General features: G+C 31.7%; 30 protein-coding genes and 1 pseudogene. All 31 read left to right on the plus strand.

Annotated features, from left to right (window positions below):
- A pseudogene (locus JJE11_RS01380) lies at nt 1-337 on the plus strand (hypothetical protein); the annotation flags it as partial.
- A gap of 204 nt (nt 338-541) precedes the next feature.
- Entirely contained in the window at nt 542-1,072 is a 531-nt protein-coding gene (locus tag JJE11_RS01385; protein ID WP_291632457.1) for a GNAT family N-acetyltransferase, read from the plus strand.
- Nucleotides 1,073-1,118: 46 nt separating this feature from the next.
- On the plus strand, nt 1,119-1,472 hold the full coding sequence (locus JJE11_RS01390) for a C40 family peptidase (RefSeq protein WP_291632458.1): 354 nt from the start codon (nt 1,119-1,121) through the stop codon (nt 1,470-1,472).
- Between the two features lie 148 nt (nt 1,473-1,620).
- A complete protein-coding gene (locus JJE11_RS01395; protein ID WP_291632459.1) occupies nt 1,621-2,340 on the plus strand; it encodes an SPOR domain-containing protein in 720 nt (239 codons plus the stop codon).
- Nucleotides 2,341-2,590: 250 nt separating this feature from the next.
- Nucleotides 2,591-2,851, plus strand: coding sequence for a DUF4321 domain-containing protein (locus JJE11_RS01400; RefSeq protein WP_291632460.1), 261 nt, complete (start codon nt 2,591-2,593; stop codon nt 2,849-2,851).
- A gap of 10 nt (nt 2,852-2,861) precedes the next feature.
- Entirely contained in the window at nt 2,862-3,437 is a 576-nt protein-coding gene (locus JJE11_RS01405) for a Maf-like protein (protein WP_291632461.1), read from the plus strand.
- A gap of 18 nt (nt 3,438-3,455) precedes the next feature.
- Nucleotides 3,456-4,136, plus strand: a complete 681-nt coding sequence (gene radC / locus JJE11_RS01410) for a DNA repair protein RadC (RefSeq protein ID WP_291632462.1) — start codon at nt 3,456-3,458, stop codon at nt 4,134-4,136.
- A 20-nt stretch (nt 4,137-4,156) separates the two neighbouring features.
- Nucleotides 4,157-5,164 carry a rod shape-determining protein gene (locus JJE11_RS01415; protein WP_291632463.1) on the plus strand — a complete coding sequence of 336 codons (1,008 nt, stop codon included), beginning with the start codon at nt 4,157-4,159 and terminating at the stop codon, nt 5,162-5,164.
- A gap of 2 nt (nt 5,165-5,166) precedes the next feature.
- On the plus strand, nt 5,167-6,018 hold the full coding sequence (gene mreC / locus JJE11_RS01420; RefSeq protein ID WP_291632464.1) for a rod shape-determining protein MreC: 852 nt from the start codon (nt 5,167-5,169) through the stop codon (nt 6,016-6,018).
- Between the two features lie 10 nt (nt 6,019-6,028).
- Nucleotides 6,029-6,520 (plus strand): rod shape-determining protein MreD, encoded by a 492-nt coding sequence (mreD, locus tag JJE11_RS01425; protein WP_291632465.1) that lies wholly within the window; start codon nt 6,029-6,031, stop codon nt 6,518-6,520.
- A gap of 37 nt (nt 6,521-6,557) precedes the next feature.
- Entirely contained in the window at nt 6,558-9,440 is a 2,883-nt protein-coding gene (locus JJE11_RS01430; RefSeq protein ID WP_291632466.1) for a penicillin-binding transpeptidase domain-containing protein, read from the plus strand.
- 270 nt (nt 9,441-9,710) lie between these two features.
- On the plus strand, nt 9,711-10,343 hold the full coding sequence (gene minC / locus JJE11_RS01435) for a septum site-determining protein MinC (RefSeq protein WP_291632467.1): 633 nt from the start codon (nt 9,711-9,713) through the stop codon (nt 10,341-10,343).
- Between the two features lie 14 nt (nt 10,344-10,357).
- Entirely contained in the window at nt 10,358-11,161 is an 804-nt protein-coding gene (gene minD, locus JJE11_RS01440; RefSeq protein ID WP_291632468.1) for a septum site-determining protein MinD, read from the plus strand.
- Between the two features lie 13 nt (nt 11,162-11,174).
- On the plus strand, nt 11,175-11,438 hold the full coding sequence (gene minE / locus JJE11_RS01445; RefSeq protein WP_291632469.1) for a cell division topological specificity factor MinE: 264 nt from the start codon (nt 11,175-11,177) through the stop codon (nt 11,436-11,438).
- 93 nt (nt 11,439-11,531) lie between these two features.
- Nucleotides 11,532-12,647, plus strand: coding sequence for a rod shape-determining protein RodA (gene rodA, locus JJE11_RS01450; protein WP_291632470.1), 1,116 nt, complete (start codon nt 11,532-11,534; stop codon nt 12,645-12,647).
- A 33-nt stretch (nt 12,648-12,680) separates the two neighbouring features.
- Nucleotides 12,681-13,055, plus strand: a complete 375-nt coding sequence (gene mgsA, locus JJE11_RS01455; RefSeq protein WP_291632471.1) for a methylglyoxal synthase — start codon at nt 12,681-12,683, stop codon at nt 13,053-13,055.
- A 140-nt stretch (nt 13,056-13,195) separates the two neighbouring features.
- Nucleotides 13,196-13,591, plus strand: coding sequence for an endopeptidase (locus JJE11_RS01460; RefSeq protein ID WP_291632472.1), 396 nt, complete (start codon nt 13,196-13,198; stop codon nt 13,589-13,591).
- A gap of 37 nt (nt 13,592-13,628) precedes the next feature.
- Complete coding sequence (locus JJE11_RS01465) at nt 13,629-14,486, plus strand: M50 family metallopeptidase (RefSeq protein ID WP_291632473.1); 858 nt, start codon at nt 13,629-13,631, stop codon at nt 14,484-14,486.
- Between the two features lie 168 nt (nt 14,487-14,654).
- Complete coding sequence (locus JJE11_RS01470; protein WP_291632474.1) at nt 14,655-16,508, plus strand: TIGR03960 family B12-binding radical SAM protein; 1,854 nt, start codon at nt 14,655-14,657, stop codon at nt 16,506-16,508.
- On the plus strand, nt 16,492-17,199 hold the full coding sequence (locus tag JJE11_RS01475) for a TIGR03936 family radical SAM-associated protein (protein ID WP_291632475.1): 708 nt from the start codon (nt 16,492-16,494) through the stop codon (nt 17,197-17,199). Before JJE11_RS01470 ends, JJE11_RS01475 begins: the two co-directional genes overlap by 17 nt.
- Nucleotides 17,200-17,219: 20 nt before the next feature.
- Nucleotides 17,220-18,662, plus strand: a complete 1,443-nt coding sequence (locus tag JJE11_RS01480; protein ID WP_291632476.1) for a ribonuclease E/G — start codon at nt 17,220-17,222, stop codon at nt 18,660-18,662.
- 145 nt (nt 18,663-18,807) lie between these two features.
- The gene (rplU, locus tag JJE11_RS01485) at nt 18,808-19,119 is read left to right on the plus strand and encodes a 50S ribosomal protein L21 (protein WP_291632477.1); all 312 of its coding nucleotides are present in this window, start codon (nt 18,808-18,810) and stop codon (nt 19,117-19,119) included.
- 2 nt (nt 19,120-19,121) lie between these two features.
- Nucleotides 19,122-19,454, plus strand: coding sequence for a ribosomal-processing cysteine protease Prp (locus JJE11_RS01490; protein WP_291632478.1), 333 nt, complete (start codon nt 19,122-19,124; stop codon nt 19,452-19,454).
- Nucleotides 19,455-19,458: 4 nt separating this feature from the next.
- Nucleotides 19,459-19,761, plus strand: coding sequence for a 50S ribosomal protein L27 (gene rpmA / locus JJE11_RS01495; RefSeq protein ID WP_291632479.1), 303 nt, complete (start codon nt 19,459-19,461; stop codon nt 19,759-19,761).
- 52 nt (nt 19,762-19,813) lie between these two features.
- Nucleotides 19,814-20,419 carry a Spo0B domain-containing protein gene (locus JJE11_RS01500; RefSeq protein ID WP_291632480.1) on the plus strand — a complete coding sequence of 202 codons (606 nt, stop codon included), beginning with the start codon at nt 19,814-19,816 and terminating at the stop codon, nt 20,417-20,419.
- Between the two features lie 78 nt (nt 20,420-20,497).
- The gene (obgE, locus tag JJE11_RS01505; RefSeq protein WP_291632481.1) at nt 20,498-21,781 is read left to right on the plus strand and encodes a GTPase ObgE; all 1,284 of its coding nucleotides are present in this window, start codon (nt 20,498-20,500) and stop codon (nt 21,779-21,781) included.
- Nucleotides 21,782-21,944: 163 nt separating this feature from the next.
- Nucleotides 21,945-22,235 (plus strand): ribosome assembly RNA-binding protein YhbY, encoded by a 291-nt coding sequence (gene yhbY, locus JJE11_RS01510; protein WP_291632482.1) that lies wholly within the window; start codon nt 21,945-21,947, stop codon nt 22,233-22,235.
- A 137-nt stretch (nt 22,236-22,372) separates the two neighbouring features.
- Nucleotides 22,373-22,972 (plus strand): nicotinate-nucleotide adenylyltransferase, encoded by a 600-nt coding sequence (gene nadD / locus JJE11_RS01515; RefSeq protein WP_291632483.1) that lies wholly within the window; start codon nt 22,373-22,375, stop codon nt 22,970-22,972.
- 56 nt (nt 22,973-23,028) lie between these two features.
- Entirely contained in the window at nt 23,029-23,616 is a 588-nt protein-coding gene (gene yqeK, locus JJE11_RS01520) for a bis(5'-nucleosyl)-tetraphosphatase (symmetrical) YqeK (RefSeq protein WP_291632484.1), read from the plus strand.
- Nucleotides 23,606-24,889: an LCP family protein gene (locus JJE11_RS01525; protein WP_291632485.1), complete on the plus strand. Its 1,284-nt coding sequence runs from the start codon at nt 23,606-23,608 to the stop codon at nt 24,887-24,889. The genes yqeK and JJE11_RS01525 overlap by 11 nt, the downstream gene beginning before the upstream one ends.
- Nucleotides 24,890-24,925: 36 nt before the next feature.
- Complete coding sequence (locus tag JJE11_RS01530) at nt 24,926-25,306, plus strand: RidA family protein (RefSeq protein ID WP_291632486.1); 381 nt, start codon at nt 24,926-24,928, stop codon at nt 25,304-25,306.
- Nucleotides 25,307-25,353 lie beyond the last annotated feature (47 nt).

Consider the following 25,353-nt stretch of genomic DNA (forward strand, 5'->3'; position numbering starts at 1 on the left):
GAACCCATGGATGGAAATGAACCAATTTAATGGGGGCATGTTCATGAATGGATTTAATCCAATGGGCATGATGTATGGTGACACATCTATGAATGAATATGAGGATGAGGAGAATGAAGAATCAAGTCAAGTAGATAATTATGAAGATAGAGAAGCATATAATAGACCTATTAGACCTAATCCCCAATATAATGATGCTGACTCAATTGTAAGAAGAATAGAAAAGTACAATCCTGCAATATTTAGGCATTTGACTAGGTGTGGTATACCATATGTAGAGGTGCGAGAAATGGTTAGAAGAATTGTTAGATTGACACTTATGTACAGGGAGGAATAAAAAATAGTCTGTACTCAACATAAAGCACACTGAAAAAATAGAACTCAATTATTTTATGACCCTATAAAAGCTTATAGGGTCCTTTATCCTCATGACCCTAAGCAATAAAACAGTTGTACTAATATAATTTTTTAAATTAGAAGGAAATTTAAAAGTAACGTAGAATTTAATTATTAAAGAGGGGTAGAAATAAGAGGTGTAGGTATGTTTAATATAGACATTATGTTTGATGATGTTAGCATCATGAGTGTAGAAAAAGAAGATATCTTTAAAATTAAAAATTGGGTTAATAATCAAAAAATTGTTAATATAGATGCGAGGTTAAATTACGGTATTGAGGAATTTTACGAAAGATATTTAGAGTGTTATGTGAGTGAGGGAGAGTACTTTCTTAAAGTGTTATGTGGTAGTGAACTTATAGGTATTCTAAAAGGTAGAATAGAATTTAAAAATCCAAATGAAGTGTGGATTATGTGTTATTTAATAGAATTCAAATTATATGATGCTGATATATCAACCACAATTATTAATGAATTTATAAAACATCTATATAAAAATTATGGGATATGTAATTTTTATACTTATGTGTCGGTTAATAATCATGCCATGCTGAAATTATGGAAAGACAATAACTTTGATATAAGTAGGGTAACAAGAAACTTTTTAGAGATAGATAGTGAGGATAAGGAAATATTAATTTTGAAAAAAGAACTGAATAAGAATCAGAAGCAATAATAAATACATATATTAGTAAGACACAAGAATATTCAGCGGAGGTGATTTGATTTCATATGCACATGATTTCATTGGAAAACCATATGTATGGGGTGCAGAGGGTCCAAAATCTTTTGATTGTTCAGGCTTCACAAAGTATATTTATAGTGCTTTTGGAGTAGATTTGCCACATTATACTGGTTCTCAAATAGGTAAGGGGAGTACAGTTGCAAGAAAAGATCTAACCGAGGGTGATTTGGTTTTTTTTAATACAAATGGACCGGTATCACACGTTGGTATTTATATAGGGAATAACGATTTTATATACGCATCTTCAGGAAGAAAAAAAGTTACAGTGAGTAATTTGAGTCTAAGCTATTACAATTCAAGATATGCTGGTGCAAGAAGAATACTCGAATAGATAAAATAGAATCCGACATTTATTGTCGGATTTTTTTTATCTTTTTTTATTCTAAAATCACTTTTCAAATAATATTATTTTATATAAGGCATCTTAAAAAAAACAAGTTAAAGATGTCTAATGATTTATTAAGTTAGGGGATGTTAAAGTGAGATATACTAGATATAATTATAAACCACCTAGAAAAAGCAATAATTTCATATTCATTTTTATATTGATTTTAATAGCAGCCATTTCCCTCGGGACACTTTTTTCTAAGTTATTACCTAAAGATAGTATTGGAAAGACTGGAACAGAGGATAAAACTACTCAAATAGATCCTCAAAAGGATAGTCTAGATGTTTCAAAACAGATTTCCCAAACTAATATTAAAGATTATGTAGCCTTGCAATGTGGATTTTTTAGTAATAAGGAAAATGCGTTAGCATTAAAAAATAGTTTAATGGAGTTTGGTACACCGTTTATTGTTGAAGAAGGTAATTCAAATAGAGTTTTTATTGGCATTTATCCAAGTGGGAATATAGATGGTATTGTGAAACAACTTGTGACAAAAAAAATAACTCCTGTTAAAATTAATTTCCAATTAATAGACAAGGACTCAACCAGTGCTCAAATCAATGAAATGATAAGAGCAGATATTCAAATATTAAATAGTCTTTCAGAAAAAGATACTAAATTCATTCAAACCGTTGAATTAAAAAAATGGTTGGGAACGCTAGCGGGTTCAGACCCGAAAAGTGAGAGCTATGCAACTATGAATGAAATAAAATCGTATTTAACAGCGATGCCTGCGGAATTAAAAAAGGAAAAGACAGAGGAAGGATATATATACATCTATAAATTTATGAAGAAAATACTAAAAACATAAATATTTTCTTTTATTTTGTAACCTAATTGTAGTAATTTGTGATGAAGTATGATGTATAATAGAATGAGTTTAAAAAATACAAATAGATTACTTAATCTATTTGTATTTTTTAGGCAGAATTGCTAGTAGCTACCGTTAGAGCTTAATGAAATGCAATTATAAACTTTTCTTGAATAATATTTTATATACTTGTTTATGAATTTATTAAATGTTAAAATATATAGGATATAAGTAAAGTGGGGGATATAATTTGAAAAGTGCAGAAAAAAGAAATCCGTATTTTATTTTTTTTATACTGATAGGAGCTATTTCAGGAAGTTTTATTGGGGAATTAATAGGAGAGAACATAGATGCACTCAAGTTTTTTAAGAATACATATGCTATAGGTATGAGTAATCCTATGCTTATAGATTTCAAAGTACTAGCAGTAACTTTCGGTATAAATATAAATATTAATATTATGTCTATTATAGGCATTGTTTTGGCAATAATACTATATAGGAAATATTAGGAGTGATGTAGTGGATATTATTTTAGCTTCTGCCTCACAGCGTAGGGAGGAACTTTTAAAAAAAATAACTAGTAATTTTGAGATAATGGTAAGTGATTTTAATGAGAGTGACATATCATTTTCTGGAAATTGTGGGGACTACGTTATGTCCCTCGCAGAAGGAAAGGCTATGGATATTTGCAGTAAAGTGAATAAACCGGCTCTTATAATAGGGTGTGATACTATTGTGTACCTAAATGGCAATGTGCTTGGCAAGCCTAAAGATAGTTGTGAGGCTTTTCAAATGCTTAGTGATTTAAGTGATAATACACATGAGGTATATACAGGAATTGCAGTAATAAACACAGAAACTCAAGGAATTTCTACACAGTATGTTTGTACAGAAGTGAAATTTTCAAAACTCTCTAGGGGCCAAATAAACAATTATATTGAAACGGGAGAGCCCTTTGATAAAGCTGGAGCTTATGGAATACAAGGAGCAGCATCTTTATTTATTGAAGAAATAAAGGGTTGTTACTATAGTGTTGTGGGGCTACCGGTAAATAAATTATATTTTATGTTAAGGGATATGGGGGTCAATCTATAAAGGAGTTGTTTTATAGGTATGGCTTATAAAATTATGGATTTACCTCAAAATGAAAGACCGAGGGAAAAATTATTAAGATATGGTGCTGAAACGCTATCCAACAATGAGCTACTAGCTATAATACTTAGAATAGGATCAAAACATGAAAATGTTATAAGTCTTTGTGGTAGAATTATTTCTGAGTGTGGCGGACTGAATGGACTATACAGCTCAAGTGCAGAAGAATTTATGAACTTAAAGGGTGTTGGAAATGCTAAAGCAACACAGCTTCTAGCGCTAATAGAAATATCAAAAAGATTTAGAAGCTTTAAATCTGGAGAAGATTATAAAATTACCACGCCAAAAGATGTTGCAGAATATCTTATGGAGGAAATGAGATATTTAAAAAAAGAATATCTAAAACTAGTCATGCTAAACACAAAAAATGTAATCATAAGTGTAAAAGATATTTCAATTGGTAATTTGAATACTTCAATAGTTCATCCAAGAGAAGTTTTTTACGAAGCTATTAAAAAATGTAGTGCTTCCGTGGTTATTTGTCACAATCATCCTTCAGGAGATCCAACTCCAAGTAAGGAAGACATAAGCATTACTATAAGACTTAAAGAATGTGGTAAATTATTGGGAATAGAACTGCTTGATCATATAATAATTGGTAATGGAACTTATACTAGTTTAAAAGAAAAGGGAATGCTTTAGATACGAAAGGAGAAATTATAATGGGAATATTTGGGACGTCTCGTGATATGGGAATAGATTTAGGAACAGCAAATACGTTGATTTACTTGAAGGGGAAAGGAATTGTACTAAGAGAACCTTCTGTTGTAGCTATAAATACAAATACTAATAAAGTACTAGCCGTTGGTGAAGAAGCAAAACAAATGATAGGTAGAACTCCAGGTAACATTGTTGCAATTCGCCCTATGCAGGATGGTGTAATTGCAGATTTCAATATTACTGAAAAAATGCTTAGGCATTTTATAAGTAAAGTTACTTCAAAAGGATTTACAAGTCCAAGAATCGTAGTTGGTTTTCCATCAGGCGTAACTGAGGTTGAAAAGAGAGCAATAGAGGAAGCAACTAAAAGAGCGGGTGCAAGAGAAGCATATTTAATGGAAGAACCTATGGCAGCAGCTATTGGAGCTGGACTTCCTGTAAATGAACCAACCGGAAGTATGGTAGTGGACATTGGAGGCGGAACTACAGAGGTGGCAATAATTTCACTCGGTGGAATTGTAACAAGCAAATCTCTAAGGGTTGCAGGTGATAAGCTAGATCAATCAATAATGGCATTTATTAAGAAACAATACAGTCTTATGATAGGAGAGCGTACTGCTGAAAACATTAAAATGGAGCTTGGATCAGTATTTGTATTAGAAGATGATGAAATGAGCATGCCAATAACAGGAAGAGATTTAATTACGGGGCTTCCAAAAGTTATAGAGGTAACGCAAAAGGAAGTAAGAGAAGCACTTAGTGAACCCGTTCAAGCAATAATTGAGGCAATAATAACAACCCTTGAGAAAACCCCACCGGAGCTTGCATCTGATATAATGGAAAAAGGCATTATGTTAACTGGAGGCGGCGCGCTAATCAAAGGAATAGATACACTTATAAACCGCGAAACTCATATGCCTGTGCACATAGCAGAAAACCCACTTGATTGTGTTGCAATCGGAGCAGGGAAAGCTCTTGTGAATATAGACGTTATGAGTAAAAGAAGATAGGTATGAGATTTATAAAGAATAAACTGGCAGTAGTTATTATAATACTGTCAGTTACATTTTTATCTTTAATAGGATATAGCTATAATCGAGAAAAAATGTCCTTCGTGGGAAATGGTGTAGGGGTAACTATCAATTCTGTGCAGGGTATATTTTATAGCGGATTTTATAAAATAAAAAATTCTTTTGTTTTTATAACAAACTTCTCAGATGTCAAGAAGGAGAATGAAGAACTTCGAAAAACTAATAATGAGTTACAAACCAATGCCTTAGAATATTCTACTGCAATAAAAGAAAATGAAAGATTAAGAAGCGTGCTCAAGTTTACAAAGCAAAGAGATGAGTACAATTATATTGGTGCAAATATAATTGGATTAAGTGGGATTAGTTTTTCAGATGGCTTTTATATAAATAGGGGAGAAAATAAAGGTATAAAAAAAAGAATGGTAGCTATAACTGGAGAGGGTCTCGTAGGTCAGGTGACCTCTGTAGGTAGTAATTGGTCTATAGTGCAATGTTTATCAAATGAAAATATTGCAGTTGCTGCTCGTGTTCATGAAACTGGAGATAATAATGGTATTGTTAAAGGATATAAAGATGAAAATAATAAATTACTTGCACAGGTGCAACGGCTTTCTTTAGATTCGGCTATAAAAAAAGGAGATGTAATATTAACATCAGGCCTTGGTAGAATATATCCAGCTGGAATTAGAATAGGAAGTGTGCTAAGTGTTCATGAAGATAAAGGCGAAGTAATGAAAACTGCAATAATAGAGCCATATGTTGACTTTTCAAAAATCGAAGAAGTTTTTATTGTCGTACCACCAGAAGATTCTAGTGGAGAAATAAAATATTAGGAGTTGAATTATGAAAAGAGTATTAACGGTTGTATTTTTATGTATTCTATTTCTAATATTAGATAATACTTTGATGCCTTTAATTAAGGTAAATGGTGCATATCCAAGTCTGCTATTTACCTTTGCACTTTGTTATTCTATTGTTAGTTCTCCAAAAGACGCAGTTATAATTGGGGTTTTTACAGGTGCACTGCAAGATGTGTATTTTTTGAACGCTTTTGGAATTAATATGCTCAGTAATATGCTTATGTGTGTTGTAGCTGCCATGATAGGTAAAAGTATATTTATTGAAAAGTCGTTTCTACCAATAGTAGCATCTTTCGTCTTAAGTTTAGTAAAAGGAATCCTAGTATTTTCTATATTGTTTTTGATAAAACAATATACACATTTGGATGCAATATTATATCATGGAATATATAATTTAATAGTTTCTATTTTTATGTATAGATTTACATATAACCTTTCTCAAAAACAACATATGATGAAAGAGTGGAAATTTTAAATACATATCCGTTCATTTTTAAAAGGTTGGTGAAATAGTGAGTAAGAAAAATAAAAAAGAAAATGAGTTTTCTAGATTTAATACTTTGGTTATAATTATGCTTGTAATTTTTGCTGCTATTATCTGGAAATTAATAAATATACAGGTAGTTAATGGAGCGTTATATAGGGAAACTGCAAATCAACAAAACCATAAGATAATATCAACAGTAGCTCCAAGAGGTGACATAATTGACAGAAATGGTATAAAGCTAGCTGAAAGTAAACAAAGTTATATTTTAACGTTTACTAAAACAGATGAAAGTGAAGATAGTTTCTTTCTCACTATGGACAAGGTATTTAAAATTCTTGACAAAAACAAGGATAAGAATGGTATACAAAATATTCAGGTTGATGATTTTTTACTTAAAGTAAAGACTGGTGTGGATAAAAATCATGTAGAGTATAGTTTTGATTTTAAAACTCAAGATAAAGCAACGCAAGAATGGATAGAGCTTAGATTTATGAAAGATAGAGGCTTTGACGATAAAGTTATCAAAAGTCTTTATAATGGTAAAAGGAGAGAGGACTTAAGTGAGGGGGAACTTAAAAAGGTTGATGAAGGACTTTTAAAGGTTACTCCGGAAGAATTATTTAATGGGCTAATAAAGAAATACGGAATGGATAAAATTAAGGATACTAAAAGTAAAGAAGAATTGAGACGGTATATGTTAGTTAAGGATGCTTTATATATTCAGAGTTATTCTGGGTATAAGCCTGTAACTGTTGCTGATAATTTGACTTCTGCCGCTGCAGGTGTTTTTGAACAAATACAGCCTGAAATACCAGGTATTAGTGTTACAACTCAGCCAATTAGAGTCTATCCTAATAAGGATCTAGGATCAGCTTTCCTTGGGTATATTTCTAAAATAAATCCGTGGGAGACAGATAAGTATGAGGAACAAGGCTATGATATAAGTACAGATTACATAGGTACTTCAGGGATTGAGTCAGTTTATGAAGACGTTTTAAGGGGAACTAAAGGGCAAGAAAGTATTGCGGTTAATAAGCAAGGACGTAAAGTTAATACGCTAGGTGAGATTGAAACTTATCCTGGACAAACAATAAAGCTTAATATAGATAAAAACATACAATATGCAGCAGAAAAGTCTTTAGATGCAGTGCTCTTAAATTTACAAAAGGAAGGGAATAATCAACTTCAAAGTGTAAATACAACAAATGCAACAAGAGGTGCAGTGGTGGTACTCGATGTTAACACGGGTAAGGTATTGGCACTTGCAAGTAGACCCGGGTATGACCCCAATTTATTTGCAGCATCTGGTGGGCTAACTACCGAAAAGTATAATGAATATTTGGGCCCAGTCACAGAGAAAAAGGGACTTGATTATATTAGAAGAAGAGGGCTTGTCAATATTCAAGGTGTGCTAACTGATAATGATATGTCAAAATCAGTAGAAGAAAGAGAACAAATAATACTTAATTATATGTTTCCTCTAGACAAAAGTATAGTAGGTAATACTACAATAAGAAGGGATAATAATGATATTTTTCCGAAACCAACCTTCGATTATGCGACTAAATCTCTAATACCGCCTGGTTCTACATTTAAGCCAATGACAGCTATTGCAGGGCTAGAAGAAGGCGTTATAACAAGAACTAGTACGGTGAATGATAATGGGCCATACAATTCGAGGTATCCAACCCTTACTGCTGCATGTTGGAGATATAATGAGTTTGGTTATGGCCATGGAATTGTAGATATTCAAACGGCAATGAGAGAATCTTGTAATTATTACTTTTATGATGTAGCTGATAAGCTTTATGCAAATGCAGGTGAAAATAAAACGGGATTAGACTTACTAGCAAAATATGCATGGAAATTCGGTCTTGGCATAGAGTCTAATAGTAATAAAAAACCGGCTACGGGCATAGAGATACCTGAAAACTTTGGTCAGGTATATAATTATCAATCTAGTAAAGAAATATTAGCAAATATTCATAGAAGTAATCTGGTTGATAAATTTCAAAATGAAAAAAAACCACTTGACCTTGTTTCACAAAAGGAAAGTGGAACAGTTAAACAAATAGAAGAAATTAAAAAATTAAATGAAAGCAAAGTTGTGTTTCTTGATTTACTTAAGACAGAACTTAAAAAAGATAAGAAAGATTCTTATGATTCAATTATAAAAAAAATGCAAACTGCGCTAAAGAATCTCATTGGATCTTCTCCATCATTAAAAAATAATAATTACACAGATACAAACATAAGAGCTATGGCGGATATTATATATTCGGAAATAAGTGATACTAATACTGAAATTAATTCCGCTGCTAATGCATACTATGCAGCCATAGGGCAAGGATTTGATGCTTTTACACCACTACAGTTAGCCAATTATGTGTCTACTATGGTGAATGGCGGAAATAGATATGAATTGCATTTGGTTGATAAGTTTTTAGACCCAGATGGAAAAGTAATTAAGGAAATTAAGCCTGTAGTTTTAGAAAAAACTAATGTAAGCGCTAATACAATTGATATAATTAAAGAAGGTATGTGGGAAGTTACTAGTGTTGTTAATGGTACAGCATATAACGTTTTCAAAGATTTTCCTATTCCAAATGGAGGGAAAACAGGTTCAGCTACTTTTAATGATGTTACTCAATCTGCACTCGGAAGGACATCTTATGGATATTATATAGGATTTGCTCCCTTCGATAAACCCGAAATAGCTGTTTGTGTAGTGGGTTTTGATGGAGGCCATGGTGGTTATGTTGCACCGGTTGCAAAAGCAATTTACGAGCAATATTTTAAAGCTGAAATACTTAAAAAAGATCCTGAATATAAATTTATGGTTAATCCAGATGAGAAAACCAGTAATATAGATTTAAATACTACTATAACTGGCAATGGTCATGATTAATTGAATCTCAAATAAAGGAAATTTTAAATAAACTCTAGCAAATTTATTTGTTAGAGTTTATTTTATTGTTGTTTAGGTTCATATGATTTAAAGAGAATTATGTGAATTTTCGTTAATAATAGTGAAAGTATGGAGAAAAAATAGAAAAAAATATATTTATATTGAAATTAAGCAGGAATTTACTGATAATATGTTGAAATAGTAGCATAGTCATAAACAAATTTATAAACAAATAAATACACCCCAGATGAGAGCTAGGAGGTATAAATTGTGGTTGCAGATAAAATAATACTTAAAGGAAATAAAGAAGGATTAAATGTAGTTATAAATATGAATCATTTTAGTGATTTTGATGATATGTTAGAGTCTTTAGTTAATAAGCTTTCGCAGGGAAGAAAATTTTACAAAGGTAGCACACTTAAAATTACTACTGAACTTAAATATATAAATGAGCGGGAAAGTAGAAAATTAAAGGATATACTATTTGATGAGTTTTTAATTAGTGATTGTATTTTTCAAGATCAAGAGGACTCCGTAGCTAAGGTGTTTACTGGCATATATGAGGGTAAAACTAAATTTTTGAGAAAAACTATAAGAAGTGGACAAAGTATAAATTATCCTGGTAATATAGTTATAGTTGGGGATGTAAATCCAGGAGCAGAGATATATGCTGCAGGAAATATAATTGTGCTTGGTACTTTAAGAGGACTTGTTCATGCAGGTACTAATGGCAACGAGAAAGCTATAATTGCGGCATTTAAGCTAGAACCTCAAATACTCCAGATCGGGAATATTGTCACAAGGTCCCCTGAAGACACTGATAAGCCAGAATATCCTGAGGTAGCAAAAATTAAAAATGGCACTATTATTGTAGAACCGTATTTAGTGAATAAATATATTTAATGGAGGTAACGCACATGGGAGAATCTATAGTTATAACGTCGGGTAAGGGTGGAGTGGGTAAAACAACTACCACAGCTAATATAGGAACAGCTATTGCATCTATGGATAAAAAAGTAGTAGTTATTGATGGAGATACTGGACTTCGAAACCTGGATGTTTTAATGGGACTTGAGAATAGAGTAGTATTTACATTAGTAGATGTTATTGAGAAAAGATGTAGATTAAAGCAAGCATTGATAAAAGATAAAAGGTTTAATAATTTGTATTTATTGCCAACAGCTCAAACAAGAGACAAAAATGACATCAATATAAAAGATATGCTACTCGTAGTAAATGAGTTAAAAGAAGACTTTGATTATGTTATTATAGACTGTCCAGCAGGTATTGAACAAGGCTTTGAGAATGCTATAGTAGGGGCTGATAGAGCTATTATAGTGGTTAATCCGGAACTCACTTCTGTTCGCGATGCAGATAGGGTAATTGGGAAATTAGATTCTAAAGGTATTGAGAGACATGAGGTTATAATAAACAGAATGAACTATGAAATGACAAGAAATGGAGATATGTTATCTGTTGATGATATTATAGAATGTTTGGCAATTAAATTAATAGGAATTGTACCAGATGATAGGAAGGTTACAATTTCGACAAATAAAGGGGAACCAATAGTTCTAGATGAAAAGTCTCTGGCAGGTATAGCTTTTAAAAATATTGCTAAAAGAATAATGGGAGAAGAAGTACCTTACGCTTCACTAGATGGATCGCGAAGTGGAGCGGGACTTTTTGCTGCTCTAAGAAAAATATTTAAAGGAATATAGGGAGGGGACATTAATGAATTTATTAAAATTATTTTCTAACAAGGTTTTCTCAAAAGATATTGCAAGTGATAGATTAAAACTAATTTTAATACATGATAGAGCGGATTTTTCACCTGATTTTCTTGAAATGATTAAGGCTGATATACTAAAGGTAATTTCGAAATATGCTGAAATAGAAACTGGAGCGATTGAAGTGAGATTAACAACAAAGGAAGAATATGAAGGAAGCTCGCCAGCACTGATAGCGAGTATACCTATTAGAAAAATTAAAAGATAACTTATCAGCATGCTATGTATAGTTAATAACTTATGCATAGCTTTTTTCATCAAATATGATATAATCATATTTAAGATGGAGGTAGGTTAAACCATGAAGATTTTACAGAACTTAAGACTTAATAAAAAACTTTTAAGAGAATTGGATTATAGTGTAATTATAATTGCAATTTGTATAGTTATTTTTGGATGCATAAATATTTATAGTGCAACGAATAAGAGTAGTGGAAATCATTACGTTAAAATGCAAATTGCGTTTATGATATTGAGTCTTATTGCGGTCTATTTTTTATTAGTATTTGATTATATGTTAATAGAAAATTATGCGGTTATAATATATTGGGCAGGAGTTATATTGCTAATAATTGGTGATGTTTTTGGAAAGGTCACTAATGGCGCCAATTCTTGGATAAGAATTGGTAGTGTGGGTATACAACCTTCAGAATTTGCTAAAATTGGCATGATAATAATACTCGCGAAAAAACTAGATGAAATGGAAGGGAAAATTAATGTACCTAAAAATTTTTTCCAGTTATTATTTTATGCAGCAGTACCAATGATTTTAATTGTTATTCAGCCTGATATGGGAATGACTATGGTTAGCTTTTTTATAGTACTAGGGATATTTTATTGTATAGGCCTTAATCAGAAAATTATAATTGGGGGATTAACTTCAGTTGTACTAGTGATTGTAGGTATATGGAATTCAGGAATTATCCAACCTTATTGGAAGGGAAGGCTCTCATCTTTCTTGCATCCAGATCAAAATGAACTAGGGTATGGACTTCAGCTTATTCAATCAAAACTTGCTTTAGGCTCAGGTGGAATCCTTGGACGTGGATTTGGAAAAGGAATTCAATTTAATTCTGTTCCTGAAAATCATACGGATTTTATCTTCGCCGTTTTAGGAGAAGAGTGGGGACTTGTTGGAGCGTTATTATTAATACTTTTTTATGGTATTCTTATAAGTCGATTAATAAAAATTGCAAAAAATTCTAAGGATATTTTCGGAACTGTAATATGTGTGGGGTTCATTTCAAATTTACTATTTTCAATTGGTCAAAATATTGGGATGACCATGGGGCTTATGCCTATTACAGGAATAACCCTCCCATTTATGAGCTATGGTGGAAGTTCCCTTTTAACAAGTTTTATGGCGCTAGGAATAGTGCTTAATGTAGGCATGAGAAGGAAAAAAATAAACTTTTAACGACATTTCAGTCAATTAGATAGGGGGAAAGTTATGAGAATAGCATTAGTAGCGCATGATAAAAAAAAGGACGATATGATTGACTTTGCTAAGCGGTATAAAGAAATTTTGAAGAATCATGAATTGTATGGAACGGGAACAACAGGAAAATTAATAAATGAAAAAGTAGGACTATCTGTTACTAGATTTTTGTCAGGGCCAATGGGTGGCGACCAGCAAATAGGTGCAAAACTTGCACAAGGAGAATTGGATATGATAATTTTCTTAAGAGATCCACTTACAGCACAACCTCACGAACCAGATATTGCAGCACTTCTTAGGTTGTGTGATGTCCATTGTGTTCCACTTGCTACCAATTTAGGTACAGCGGAAGTTTTGATGAGAAGTTTAAAAAATCGCGAAGATTAAGAATATAAAAAAACAAGCACTACAGATTATGTTTGAGCACTACAAATTTTGTAGTGCTTGTTTTTTTTCTTATAAATTGTAATAAAAACGGAAAAATTTAAATATATATAAATAGTAGAATATTGTATGAGGGGGATAAAATGGGTAATTATAATACGCAGTATCAAAGCTATTATAATAATTTGGGTAAAAAACAAAGGGTCATGAATAATTTCGGTAGTGAAAAGAACAGACAAAGTAGAATATCAAATTTCTACACAAAGAGATTAACTAGGGAACTGATTGGAGTACTTGCATTGTTTATTTTTATATTGTTTTGCAAAGTAGTAGTTACAACTAACACTCAATATGTTTATGATCATTCTAAGGAAATAATAAATAAACAATATGATTATACTACATTAATAGAGAAAGCGAAGAACTTTAAGCTTACTGATATAGAAGTCATTACAGGGAGTTTTATAGAAAAGGTTAAAAGCACTATTTCCAGTGGGGATGAAATAAATAGTGAAAAAATTGATTTTCAAAAATTTTAATAATTTTAGCATTTTAGTAATGACTATGGGGGATTAATTGATAAGAATAAGTAAACTATTTATACCGTGCATTATTTTATTAATTATATTAGGATTTAAAGGGGAACTTATAATAGCTTTTGTTCTAGTATTCATACATGAGTTAATACATTATTTAACTGCAAGAATTTTAGGTTTTTCGGGTTTTGATATAGAAATACTTCCTATAGGAGCCGTACTTAAGGTGAAAGACTTAGATGAAGCAAGTCCTAAAGAAGATTTAATAATTTCTTTATCAGGCCCATTATTTAACTTATTATTAGCAGTTATTTTTTATGTTCTCTTTACAATATTTGATAGGCCCTATTTGCATTTATTATATAATAGCAATTTAGCTATAGGTATTTTCAACCTTATCCCAGCATTCCCTTTAGATGGAGGGAGGGTACTTAGGGATATACTTAGTGTTAAAACTATATATAGAAGAGCTAATGAAATTTCTATTAGGGTTAGTATGGTCCTTGGAAGTATTTTTATGTTTATATATTTTGTAGGTGTTTATGCAAACAAAAGCAATTTTAATTTGGGGTTAATTTCTATATTTATTTTAATATCTTCAATTAAAGAGAAGGAAAGGATAGTATATTTGATTATGGGCTATATTATAAAGAAGAGATACAGATTTATAAAGAGAGGATATATAGAGAATAGAAGTATATCTATTTATTGCAAGAAGGATTTATTATCGGCACTAGGAATGATTGATAAGAATAAGTATAATTTGTTTACGGTACTCGATGAAAACATGAGTGTATTAGAAATTTTGTATGAAGAAGAAATAATTCAGGCAATAAAAATCTATGGTAACATAAACTTAAACGAGTATATTGATATTAAGGAACATCTAAACAAATAATTAGCCAGTATGCGAGGCCTATTTTAGGTTGGTATATCTGGCTTTTATTTTATTTGAGATGAGAAAATTATTTTTCGTTTTGAAATTTAACACTCATGTGGTAAAATAAAATAATGTGTTAAACGTAAACTATAATGTGCACTAGAGAAAAAACCAGGAGGGATTTCTATGAATAAAATTTCCGATGATATCTTATGTAAGGTTGAAAAGCCTGCCAGATACATAGGTGGAGAACTTAATTGTTGCTATAAAGATAAAGAGTTTATTGATATAAGATTTGCTTTTTGCTTTCCAGATGTTTATGAGGTAGGCATGTCACATTTAGGAAGTAGAATACTTTATCATGTATTAAATGAAAGAGACGATACTTATTGTGAAAGAGCTTTTGCTCCTTGGCCAGATATGGAAAGTGAAATGAGAGAAAACAATATAGCACTATATGCACTAGAGAGTAAAGATTCACTAAATGAATTTGATTTTCTAGGGTTTACACTACAGTATGAGATGAGCTACACTAATATACTTAATATGCTAGATATGTCGGGTATAACTATAAGAGCCTCACTAAGGGGCGAGGATGAACCTATAATTATGGCTGGCGGCCCTTGTGCTTATAACCCTGAACCACTACATGATATAGTGGATTTCTTTGAGATTGGTGAAGGCGAAGAAATAATGAATGATGTACTAGATGTTTACAAAAAGTACAAAGGCAAAGGGATGAAAAAAGAATTTTTAAGAGAAATATCTAAGATAAGAGGAATATATGTACCTTCATTATATGAGGTGTCATATAATGCCGATAACACTATTCGCGAATTTAAACCTAAATATGATGATGTTCCGAGTAGAGTTAGAAAAAGATTTATAGCAAATTTTAATGAGGTTGCTTTTCCAGAGAAAATGGTAGTTCCATATACCGAGATAGTACATGATAGGGTAATACTCGAGACATTTAGGGGATGTACTAATGGATGTAGATTTTGCCAAGCTGGCATGATATATAGGCCAGTTAGGGAAAAGAGCACAGCCAACCTTATAGATGCCGCGGATAAATTATTAAAGAGTACAGGGTATAGAGAAATATCTTTAAGTTCTTTAAGTATATGTGATTATTCTGATATACGAAACCTTATAACGACGCTAATTGAAAAATATAAGGAAGATCACGTGAGTGTATCTCTGCCTTCAATTAGAATAAATTCTTTCTCGGTAGATTTGATTAAGGAAATACAAAAGATTAAAAAAACCGGCATAACTTTTGCACCGGAAGCCGGAACCCAAAGAATGCGCGATATTATAAATAAGGGAGTTACAGAGGAGGAAATATTAGAAGCTGCCAGTAGCGTTTTTGCTTCAGGTTGGTCAACAATAAAGCTTTATTTTATGGTGGGGCTTCCTTATGAAACTATGGATGATGTACGAGGCATTGCAGAGATTTCGGATAAAGTTGCAGCAGAATACTTTAAAATTCCTAAAGAAACACGTAAAAGGGGACTCCGGATTACTTCAAGTTCCGCTATATTTGTACCAAAGCCATTTACTCCGTTCCAATGGGCACCACAAGCAACAATGGACGAGGTAGTTGAAAAAATAAAAGCAGTTAAGTATGCTTTAACAAGTAAGGCAGTTATTTACAATTATCATGAATCTGTAGTTTCTTACCTAGAAGCAGTGATTGCTAGAGGAGACAGAAGAATTTGCGATGTTATAATAAAGGCCTTTGAAAAGGGTGCAAAATTCGATGGTTGGTCAGAGCATTTTAATTTTGAAATATGGAAAGAAGCAATGGAAGAATGCGAAGTTTCTGGCGATTTTTATGCTTATCGCGAGAGAAGTTATGACGAAATACTTCCTTGGGATTTCATAGATATTGGAGTGAATAAGGAGTACTTAATACTCGAAAATGAGAAGGCTAAAAAAGTAGAATTAACTCAAAATTGTAAATTAGGCTGCACAGACTGCGGTGTTAATGTTAATTTTAAAGAAGGGACGTGTTTCCACGGTGCGTTATCTAATTAAGTATAGTAAAGAGAGTGAGATTAAATTTGTTGCTCACTTAGATTTAATGAGAACCCTGCAAAAAATCATAAAGAGAGCAGAACTCCCAATAGAATATTCAAAAGGATTTAATCCACACATGGCAGTGTCCATTGCACAGCCGTTGTCTGTAGGAGCATATTCTAATGGTGAATACATGGATGTAATTTTAGCAAGCGAGCTTGAAGAAAAATATATTATGGATAAAATGAATGAAAATACGCCACGTGGAATTAAAATTTTAGATGTGGTAAAAGTTATTCCAGTTGAGGGAAAAAAGAAGTCACAAGCTATGGCAATTATAGATGCTGCAAAATATACAATTAAACTAAAGTGTACTGGTGCAGAGGAAGTAAAAGAAGCCTTGCATAAAATTTGTGAAAATGAAGAATGGAATATTATTAAGAAGAGTAAAAAAAGTGTAGATAAAATGGTTAATATAAAATCATTAGTGCATAAATTTGAATATGAGGTAGATAACTCAATGATTTGCATTTCAACACTTATTGCCTGCGGAAGTCGTGCTAATTTATCTGCACAGTTATTAGTAGATTATATGAAGGTAAATATAGAGTGTATTAATAAAGAAGCTTTTGTTGATATAGCACGAGAAGAAATGTATGCAAGTAAAGATGATAAACTTGTCACTCTTAGCGAGTTTTTTAAAATTTAGTAAAATAGGAGTGGATTAAAGTGAAAGAAATATATATTGAAAGACAAGAAGAATTTTTAAGAATAGCAATTGTTGAAAATAACAAATTAAAAGAATGTTTTATAGAAGAAGATAGTATTGGACCTATTCCAGGAGAAATATATAAGGGTGTCGTAAAAAATATTGTTCCAGCAATTAAGTGTGCGTTTATAGATATTGGGAAGACCAAAGATTGTTATATGTATCTTGATGAAAAGTTTAATAATACCAAGATAAAAAAAGGTGACGAGCTTATAGTTGAGGTTTTAAAGGAAGAAATAGATAAAAAGGGAGCGAAAGTTACAAGTGCTTTCGGTATTCCGGGTACATATTCTGTTATTGTAAATATGAATAAAGACATAAGTTTTTCTAAAAAAATAAACAATAGGGCTTTTGAAACTATGGTGGCGAGTCAACTTACAAAGCCTAAAGATATTGGTGTAATGATTAGGACTAATGCCTTTGATGTGGACATTAATACACTAAATGATGAAGTTCGCGATTTATATGAGATATATAAAACTATTATAAATTTAGCGAAGTATTCAAGAAACCCTGTTTTATTATTTAGTGATGTTGGAGCATTAAACAGAACTCTACGTGATATTTTAGATAAGAATACTTCTAAAATAGTATTGAACAATGAAAATGATTTTAAGTTAACAAAAGAAATTACTGGAAATCGGTCTGATATCGATGTGAAAGTTGAGCTTCATAATGAAAGTAGAATGTTACTTGATTATTATGGAATAGAAAAAGAAATACTTAGTCTCCGAAATCATAAAATACAACTAAAATGTGGAGGAAATATTGTAATTGATAAAACTGAAGCAATGTATGTAATTGATGTTAATTCTGGGAAGAATACAAAAAGCCATTCACTTCGAAAAACTGCTCAGAGTACTAATATTGAGGCTGCTGCAGAAATTTCAAGGCAAATAAGACTTCGAAACCTAAGCGGAATCATTATAATAGATTTTATTGATATTGAGGATACATTTGTGAGAGAAAGTATATTGGGTGTTTTAAGAGAAGGCTTTAATGACGATAAAAATAAGACTGTAATTTATCCATTTACGCAACTGAATTTGGTTCAAATTGCAAGGCGTAGGCGCGGTAAGTCTATATACGAGTTTATTGAGGAACCTTGCAAACATTGTGGTGGAAAGAGTAGTAGAGTTAAGCTATCCTATGTTCAATTTTTAATTAAAAATGAAATTTTTAAAATTCATAATGAACAGGGTATAAAAGATATATATATTGAAATTGACGAAATTTATAAAAATGATATTACGGAAGATATTTTAGAATTTGTTCGTCAAATAGGGGCTTTGGACAATAGCGTTTACGTAAATTTTATTCCTCACTTAGCAAAATTCAAAGTAGAGTCATTAATTTTTGCAAATCAAATAAGGAATTTGCAAACATACAAGATATATGGCTAAAGATGCTTTACAAACAAGCGGATATATGTTAGAATGGCTTTTGTAGACCGCACACACAAGGTTGTTAAACATACTTGATTATAAATTATTTTTACATAAAGGTATGTACCTGAGATGGCGAGACTGGATCAAGGAGGTGTATTTTATGTACGCAGTTTTAGTAACTGGTGGAAAACAATATAGAGTTCAAGAAGGAGACGTTTTATTCGTTGAAAAATTGAATGTTGAAGTTGATACAACCGTTGAATTTAACGAAATTCTTGCTGTTGGCAAGGAAGAAGGTTTAGTAATTGGAAAACCTGTAGTTGAAGGAGCTAAAGTTGTTGCTAAGGTATTAGCGCAAGGAAAAGCTAAAAAGGTTGTAGTTTTTAAGTTTAAAAGAAAGTTGGATTATAGAAAGAAACAAGGACATAGACAATCATATACAAAGATTCAAATCGATAAGATTGAAGCTTAATTGTGGTTAAAGTTGAATTTGTTCGAAGCTCTGGTAAAATAGTTTCTTTTAAAATGAAAGGTCATGCTAAACCTAAAGAAGCACAGCTAGATGTAGATTTAATTTGTAGTGCTATTTCAGCAATTTCTCAAACCATAGTTATTGGGATTGAGGAAGTTTTGAAAATTAAGGTGAAGTATGATATAGAAGATGGATTTCTGAATTTAAATTTGGAAGGTCAAACTCTAGAGGATATCGAAAGATGTCAAGTTTTACTTGAAACAATGATACTTGGACTTAAAAGTATAGAAGATACTTATGGTGAATATATAAAAGTAGAAACAGAGGAGGTGTAGTACAATGTTAGTTATGAACCTTCAGTTATTTGCTCACAAAAAAGGAGTAGGTAGCTCAAGAAACGGTAGAGATAGTGAATCTAAGAGACTTGGAGCTAAACGTGCAGATGGACAATTCGTTCTTGCAGGCAACATTTTAGTTAGACAAAGAGGAACAAAGATTCATCCAGGAAACAATGTTGGAATAGGTGGAGATGACACTTTATTTGCTAAAGTTGATGGAGTTGTTAAATTCGAGAGAATGGGAAAAATGAAGAAAAAAGCAAGCGTTTATCCTATAGATGTAGAACTTTCTTTGGCTGAATAGTTTAAGGCACCCTTAAAGGGTGCTTTTTTAAAATTCTCTTTTGGAGGATAGTATGAGTAAAATAGATAAAAATGAATTAGAATATTATATTGACATACTTAGAAAACAAAGACACGATTTTATGAATGATCTGCAAGTTATATACGGATATTTGCAATTGAGCAGGCCCGAGAGTGCTTTGGAATACATAAATAAATTATCAAAAGAAAATGAAATTATTAGTGAAATTTATAAACTACAAGATAATGGATTTTCACTATGTCTTGAGAATAATATTAAGAAATTATGGTCAAATGAAGTTAAAGTAGAGATAGATATTGAAATTAGTAATTTTAAATATAAAGTTTTTGAAAATGAGTGCAATAAAAAAAGTGATTTAGTTAACACTATATTTAAAGAAGTAGAAGCGACTAATGATAATTTTGTATACATTTATATTTTTGAAGATGAATTAGGGGAAAGTCTGCTTATTACTAATGATGAATCAATACTCGGGGAAATAAGTTGGATGGATGAATGGCAACAAATAGATACAGAGATAGATGATTTAATGATTTATAGTTGTGATTTTGATAGCAATATAGCTTATAGATTAATATTCAGCACCGCAGGTGATAGCATCACCTCAGGTGATGGCATCATCGAAGATGATAAATAGCATCCAAGATGATAAACAGCATCGAAGATGATAAATAATAGATTAAAATAGAAAATGCGCTAAGGTAAGGTGAAATATATGTTTATTGATAAAGCTAAAATTTTTGTTAAATCAGGGAACGGTGGAAATGGAGCTGTTTCGTTTAGAAGAGAAAAATATATACCTCTGGGTGGACCAGATGGTGGAGACGGTGGAGACGGTGGAGATGTAATATTGGTAGTTGATGCTAATATGACTACTCTACTAGATTTTTCATATGCTAGAAAATTCGTAGCACCTGGTGGAATAGCAGGTTCGGGTTCTAAATGCTACGGAAAATCCGGAGAAAATCTACAGGTTAAAGTTCCAATGGGTACCATTGTAAGAGATGTGGAAACAAATAAAATAATGTGTGATTTATCTCATGTTGGCCAAACTTATGTAATTTGTAAGGCTGGAAAAGGCGGAAAAGGTAATGTTAAGTTTTGTACACCTACAAGGCAAGCACCAACCTTTGCTGAACCAGGAATGCCAGGAGAAGAGCGCTTTATTACTCTTGAACTTAAGCTTTTAGCTGATGTTGGACTTCTAGGATTTCCTAATGTAGGTAAGTCAACATTGCTTTCAGTAGTATCAAAAGCAACACCTAAAATAGCTAATTATCATTTTACGACTTTAAAACCAAGTTTAGGAGTAGTAAGTGTGAAAGGTATACAGAGTTTTGTTATGGCTGATATACCAGGAATAATTGAAGGAGCTGCTGAAGGAGTAGGTCTTGGAATAGGTTTCTTAAGACATATTGAAAGAACTAGAATGCTTATTCACGTGGTTGATATTTCAGGAATTGAAGGTAGAGATCCTGTAGATGACTTTATAAAGATAAATACAGAACTTAAGAAATACGATATTAAATTATGGGATAGACCGCAAATAGTAGCAGCCAATAAAAGTGACATGCTATTTGACGATGAAATATTTGAAAACTTTAAGAAAAAATTAAATGAAATGGGATATGATGATAGTAAAATATTTAAAATATCAGCAGTTACAAATCAGGGCGTAGAAGCTTTGATGAAAGAAGCGGCTAGAATGTTAACTACTATTCCAGTTACAGATCTCGTAATAGAGGATGAAGACAAATTTATAGTAGAAGCAAAGAGATTTACGTATGATATTAATGTAGACGATGAAGGAACTTTTGTTATTGAAGGAACCTTTGTTGATAGGTTGCTTAGTGCAGTTAATGTAAATGAACCGGATTCTCTTAAATATTTCCACAAAGTATTAAAGAATAAGGGAGTATTTAATGCATTAGTTGAAAAAGGAATTCAAGATGGCGATTTAGTAAGACTACAAAACTTTGAATTTGAGTTCTTATTATAAAAGATAATCAATGATGATTGTTATCTTATAAGAATGTATACTTTACGCGGGGATAAATTTCGTTTTAATAAAATACTTATTCGTGAAAAGTATAAACTGCCGCGGAATTTACGTTATTGTTATGAAAAAATATGCCCGCGTGCACTATAACTAGGAGGATATTATGATTACAAGCAAGCAAAGAAGTTATTTAAGAACTATTGCAAATCCATTACAGCCTATATTTCAACTTGGGAAAGCTGGAGTAGAGGAAAACTTTTTAAAGCAGGTAGCGGATGCGCTAGAATCTAGAGAAATTATCAAAATTAAAGTTTTAAATAATAGTGGATTAACTGCTAGAGAAGCTTCAGATATAATTTGTGAGGCAGTACGAGCAGAGGGAGTTCAAACTATCGGTAGTAAATGTGTGTTGTACAAAAGGTCAATAAATAAGCCTAGGATTGAATTACCATAAAAGCATGTAACTTTACATGCTTTTTCCTCTATTGAAAACCATAGCGTGTGCTATTATTTACCAAATTGCATTGAAAACCCCTATGAATATGATATTTTAGTTCGGATGCCTTATTACAATATAAAGAGGGTGTTACATTGAAAAAAGCCATTTTCGGAGGAACCTTTGACCCAATTCACATAGGCCACGTTCACATTGCTTATGAAGCACTATACAATTTACATTTGGATAAGATTTTATTCATGCCAGCCGGAAATCCGCCGCATAAAATTAATAAAAAAATCACAGATTCTCAAATTAGATATGATTTGGTTAAAAGAGCGATAGAAAACGAAACCCATTTTGAAATAAGTGATTATGAAATAAATAAAAAGGAAAATAGCTATACCTATGAAACTGTTGAACTTTTTAGCGAATTGAAACGTAATATCGAGTGGTATTTCTTAATTGGGGTTGATAGTTTAATGGACTTAGACAATTGGAAAAATGTAGATAGGATACTGGCTAGCAGTAAGCTTGTAATTTATAATAGGGCAGGATTTACAATCGGAGAAGTGTTAAAGCAAAAGCATTATATAGAAGAAAAGTTCAATAAGGAATTAATTTTTCTTGATATGCCAATTATAGATATATCTTCAACTAATATTAGAAATAGTATAAAAGAGGGTAGAAATATTAATTATTTTCTTCCCAGTGGTGTAGAGGTAATTATTGATAAGCTTCATCTATATAAATAGGAATGGTGGAGATCAGTAATTGTTTTCTATGCAATAGCAATACTAGGAGGATTTGAATGTGGAATGAGAAAGAAATGCTTGATTATTTACAGAAAAATTTAAAAGAGAGCAGGCTAAGACATAGTTTAAGCGTTAGTGAAACTTCAGTGACTTTGGCAACTATTTATGGAGAAAATATAGAGAAAGCAAGAATCGCAGGGTTAGTACATGACTGTGTTAAAAATATGACGGACGAGCAGCTTATAAAAGTAGCTATGGAACATGAAGTACAGATAGACGAAATATACACACATAATCCATCGATTTTGCACGGACTCGTGGGGAGTATAATAGCTAGGTCGATAATGGGAATTTACGACGAGGATATTCTAAATGCTATTAGATATCATACTACTGGTAGAAGAAACATGAGCAGTTTAGAAAAGATAATATATATTGCAGATTACATTGAGCCATTAAGAAAATTTAGTGGTGTAGAGGAATTAAGAAGTTTAAGTAAGGTGAATTTAGATGAAGCGATAATACAGTCTCTTGAAAACACTATAAAATATGTTATAAGTCAAAAGGGACTATTACACATAGATACAATTGACGCAAGAAATTATTTATTGTGTAAACAAAGTGGGGGAAAGTATGAAAAATGAGAAAAAACAAAAAAAGCAAAAGAAGATTGTTGATTTCAAAAGGTTTCTAATTGTTACTATTACTTTTGTTGTGATAGTTTGTGCATTGATTTTTGCGTATTTTTATTTCTACTTATCTAATCTCAATAATGATGCGGTAGATTTATCTAAAAAAGACATAACTTCGAAACTAAACAAAGAAGAGCTCGAAAAAATAAGCAATGATGGAGGAGCTTGTAATATACTTGTGATGGGTGTAGATATAGGTACTCCTGGTGCTACTAATGATGATGACCCTAAGAGAACAGATACAATGATTTTAGCACATTATAATGCACAAGATAAAAAAGTTAGTTTGGTTTCTATTCCGAGAGATACTTTAATTAAGATTAATGGAAGAAATCAAAAGATAAATGCGGCTCATGCTATTGATGGTGTAATTGGCGCAGTTAGTGCTGTAGAAACATTATTAGGTATTAAAATTGACTACTATGGTAAAATTGACTATGAAGGATTTAGACAAGTGATTGATGCTATTGGTGGAATTGACATGGATATAACAAGGAATATGTATTATGACGATCCGACCCAGAATTTGAGTATTCATTTTAAAAAGGGGACAACAGTTCATTTAGATGGTAAGAAAGCCGAAGAATTTTTTAGGTGGAGAAAGAATAATGATGGTAGTGGTTTAGTAGATGGTGATATAGGTAGAATAAAAAATCAACAAATGTTTATTAGTAAAGTTATGGAAAAAGTAAAAAGTCCTAGCATAGTAATTAAGATGCCAAGTATTCTATCAGCAATTCAAAGCTATGTAGAAACTAATATGGATGCAAATGGTATACTTAAGTATGGATACATATTTGCCACCATTGGTAAGGAAAATCTTTATATGGATACTATTAAAGGTGAATCAAGATATATAAATAATTTATCATATCTAGTATACGATGATGCTTTAAATGAGCAAGTTATTTCAAAATTAAACGATAGTAAATTACAGAATATTGATAAGTCAGAGTTTAAAATTAAGATAGTTAATGGTACTAATAAATCAGGTTTAGCTAGTGATTTTTCAAAATATCTTTCAGAAAAAGGTTATAATAAGGCGTTAACAGAAAATGGTGAGCCTACTAGTAAAACTAAGATTATAGTATACAATAGCAGTGAAGAGATAAAGGCTGATCTAATAAAAGATTTTAAAATAGACAACATTGAGTTTTTATCGTCAACTGAGGAGAACTTTGATATAATAGTGTTGTTAGGTGAAGATCATGAATACATGTATTAATATTGAAGGAACATACAACAATGAGGAGGAGAAAAAATGGAAAAACATATTATAAGTACAGTTAATGCACCAGCAGCTCTTGGACCATATTCTCAAGCAGTAAAAGTTGGGGATCTATTATATACTTCAGGACAACTCGCAATAAATGCTGCTACTGGGGAGTTTATAAATGATGATATAAGAAAAGCTACAGCACAATCTTTAGATAATGTAAAAGCTATATTAGAAGAGGCAGGTACTACATTAGATAAAGTAGTAAAAACACTAGTATTTTTAAAGGATATGAACGATTTTGCTGCTATGAATGAAGTATACTCCCAATATTTTGGTACAAATCCTCCAGCTAGATCTTGTATTCAAGCAGGAAAACTTCCCAAGGATGCGTTAGTAGAAATAGAAGTAATAGCGATTGTCTAATAAAACAGTGCTAACTGATAAATCAGTGCTCACTGATAAATCAGTGC

Origin of the sequence: Clostridium sp., from assembly GCF_016650095.1 — a bacterium.
Taxonomy (GTDB): Bacteria; Bacillota; Clostridia; order Clostridiales; family Clostridiaceae; genus Clostridium_AD.

Excerpts from the sequence above, each read along its gene's own strand:
- JJE11_RS01385 (WP_291632457.1), top strand. The coding sequence starts at position 542 with ATGTTTAATATAGACATTATGTTTGATGATGTTAGCATCATGAGTGTA.
- radC (WP_291632462.1), top strand. The coding sequence starts at position 3,456 with ATGGCTTATAAAATTATGGATTTACCTCAAAATGAAAGACCGAGGGAA.
- JJE11_RS01415 (WP_291632463.1), top strand. The coding sequence starts at position 4,157 with ATGGGAATATTTGGGACGTCTCGTGATATGGGAATAGATTTAGGAACA.
- mreC (WP_291632464.1), top strand. The coding sequence starts at position 5,167 with ATGAGATTTATAAAGAATAAACTGGCAGTAGTTATTATAATACTGTCA.
- mreD (WP_291632465.1), top strand. The coding sequence starts at position 6,029 with ATGAAAAGAGTATTAACGGTTGTATTTTTATGTATTCTATTTCTAATA.
- minD (WP_291632468.1), top strand. The coding sequence starts at position 10,358 with ATGGGAGAATCTATAGTTATAACGTCGGGTAAGGGTGGAGTGGGTAAA.
- minE (WP_291632469.1), top strand. The coding sequence starts at position 11,175 with ATGAATTTATTAAAATTATTTTCTAACAAGGTTTTCTCAAAAGATATT.
- rodA (WP_291632470.1), top strand. The coding sequence starts at position 11,532 with ATGAAGATTTTACAGAACTTAAGACTTAATAAAAAACTTTTAAGAGAA.
- mgsA (WP_291632471.1), top strand. The coding sequence starts at position 12,681 with ATGAGAATAGCATTAGTAGCGCATGATAAAAAAAAGGACGATATGATT.
- JJE11_RS01460 (WP_291632472.1), top strand. The coding sequence starts at position 13,196 with ATGGGTAATTATAATACGCAGTATCAAAGCTATTATAATAATTTGGGT.
- JJE11_RS01470 (WP_291632474.1), top strand. The coding sequence starts at position 14,655 with ATGAATAAAATTTCCGATGATATCTTATGTAAGGTTGAAAAGCCTGCC.
- rplU (WP_291632477.1), top strand. The coding sequence starts at position 18,808 with ATGTACGCAGTTTTAGTAACTGGTGGAAAACAATATAGAGTTCAAGAA.
- rpmA (WP_291632479.1), top strand. The coding sequence starts at position 19,459 with ATGTTAGTTATGAACCTTCAGTTATTTGCTCACAAAAAAGGAGTAGGT.
- JJE11_RS01500 (WP_291632480.1), top strand. The coding sequence starts at position 19,814 with ATGAGTAAAATAGATAAAAATGAATTAGAATATTATATTGACATACTT.
- obgE (WP_291632481.1), top strand. The coding sequence starts at position 20,498 with ATGTTTATTGATAAAGCTAAAATTTTTGTTAAATCAGGGAACGGTGGA.
- yhbY (WP_291632482.1), top strand. The coding sequence starts at position 21,945 with ATGATTACAAGCAAGCAAAGAAGTTATTTAAGAACTATTGCAAATCCA.
- yqeK (WP_291632484.1), top strand. The coding sequence starts at position 23,029 with ATGTGGAATGAGAAAGAAATGCTTGATTATTTACAGAAAAATTTAAAA.
- JJE11_RS01525 (WP_291632485.1), top strand. The coding sequence starts at position 23,606 with ATGAAAAATGAGAAAAAACAAAAAAAGCAAAAGAAGATTGTTGATTTC.
- JJE11_RS01530 (WP_291632486.1), top strand. The coding sequence starts at position 24,926 with ATGGAAAAACATATTATAAGTACAGTTAATGCACCAGCAGCTCTTGGA.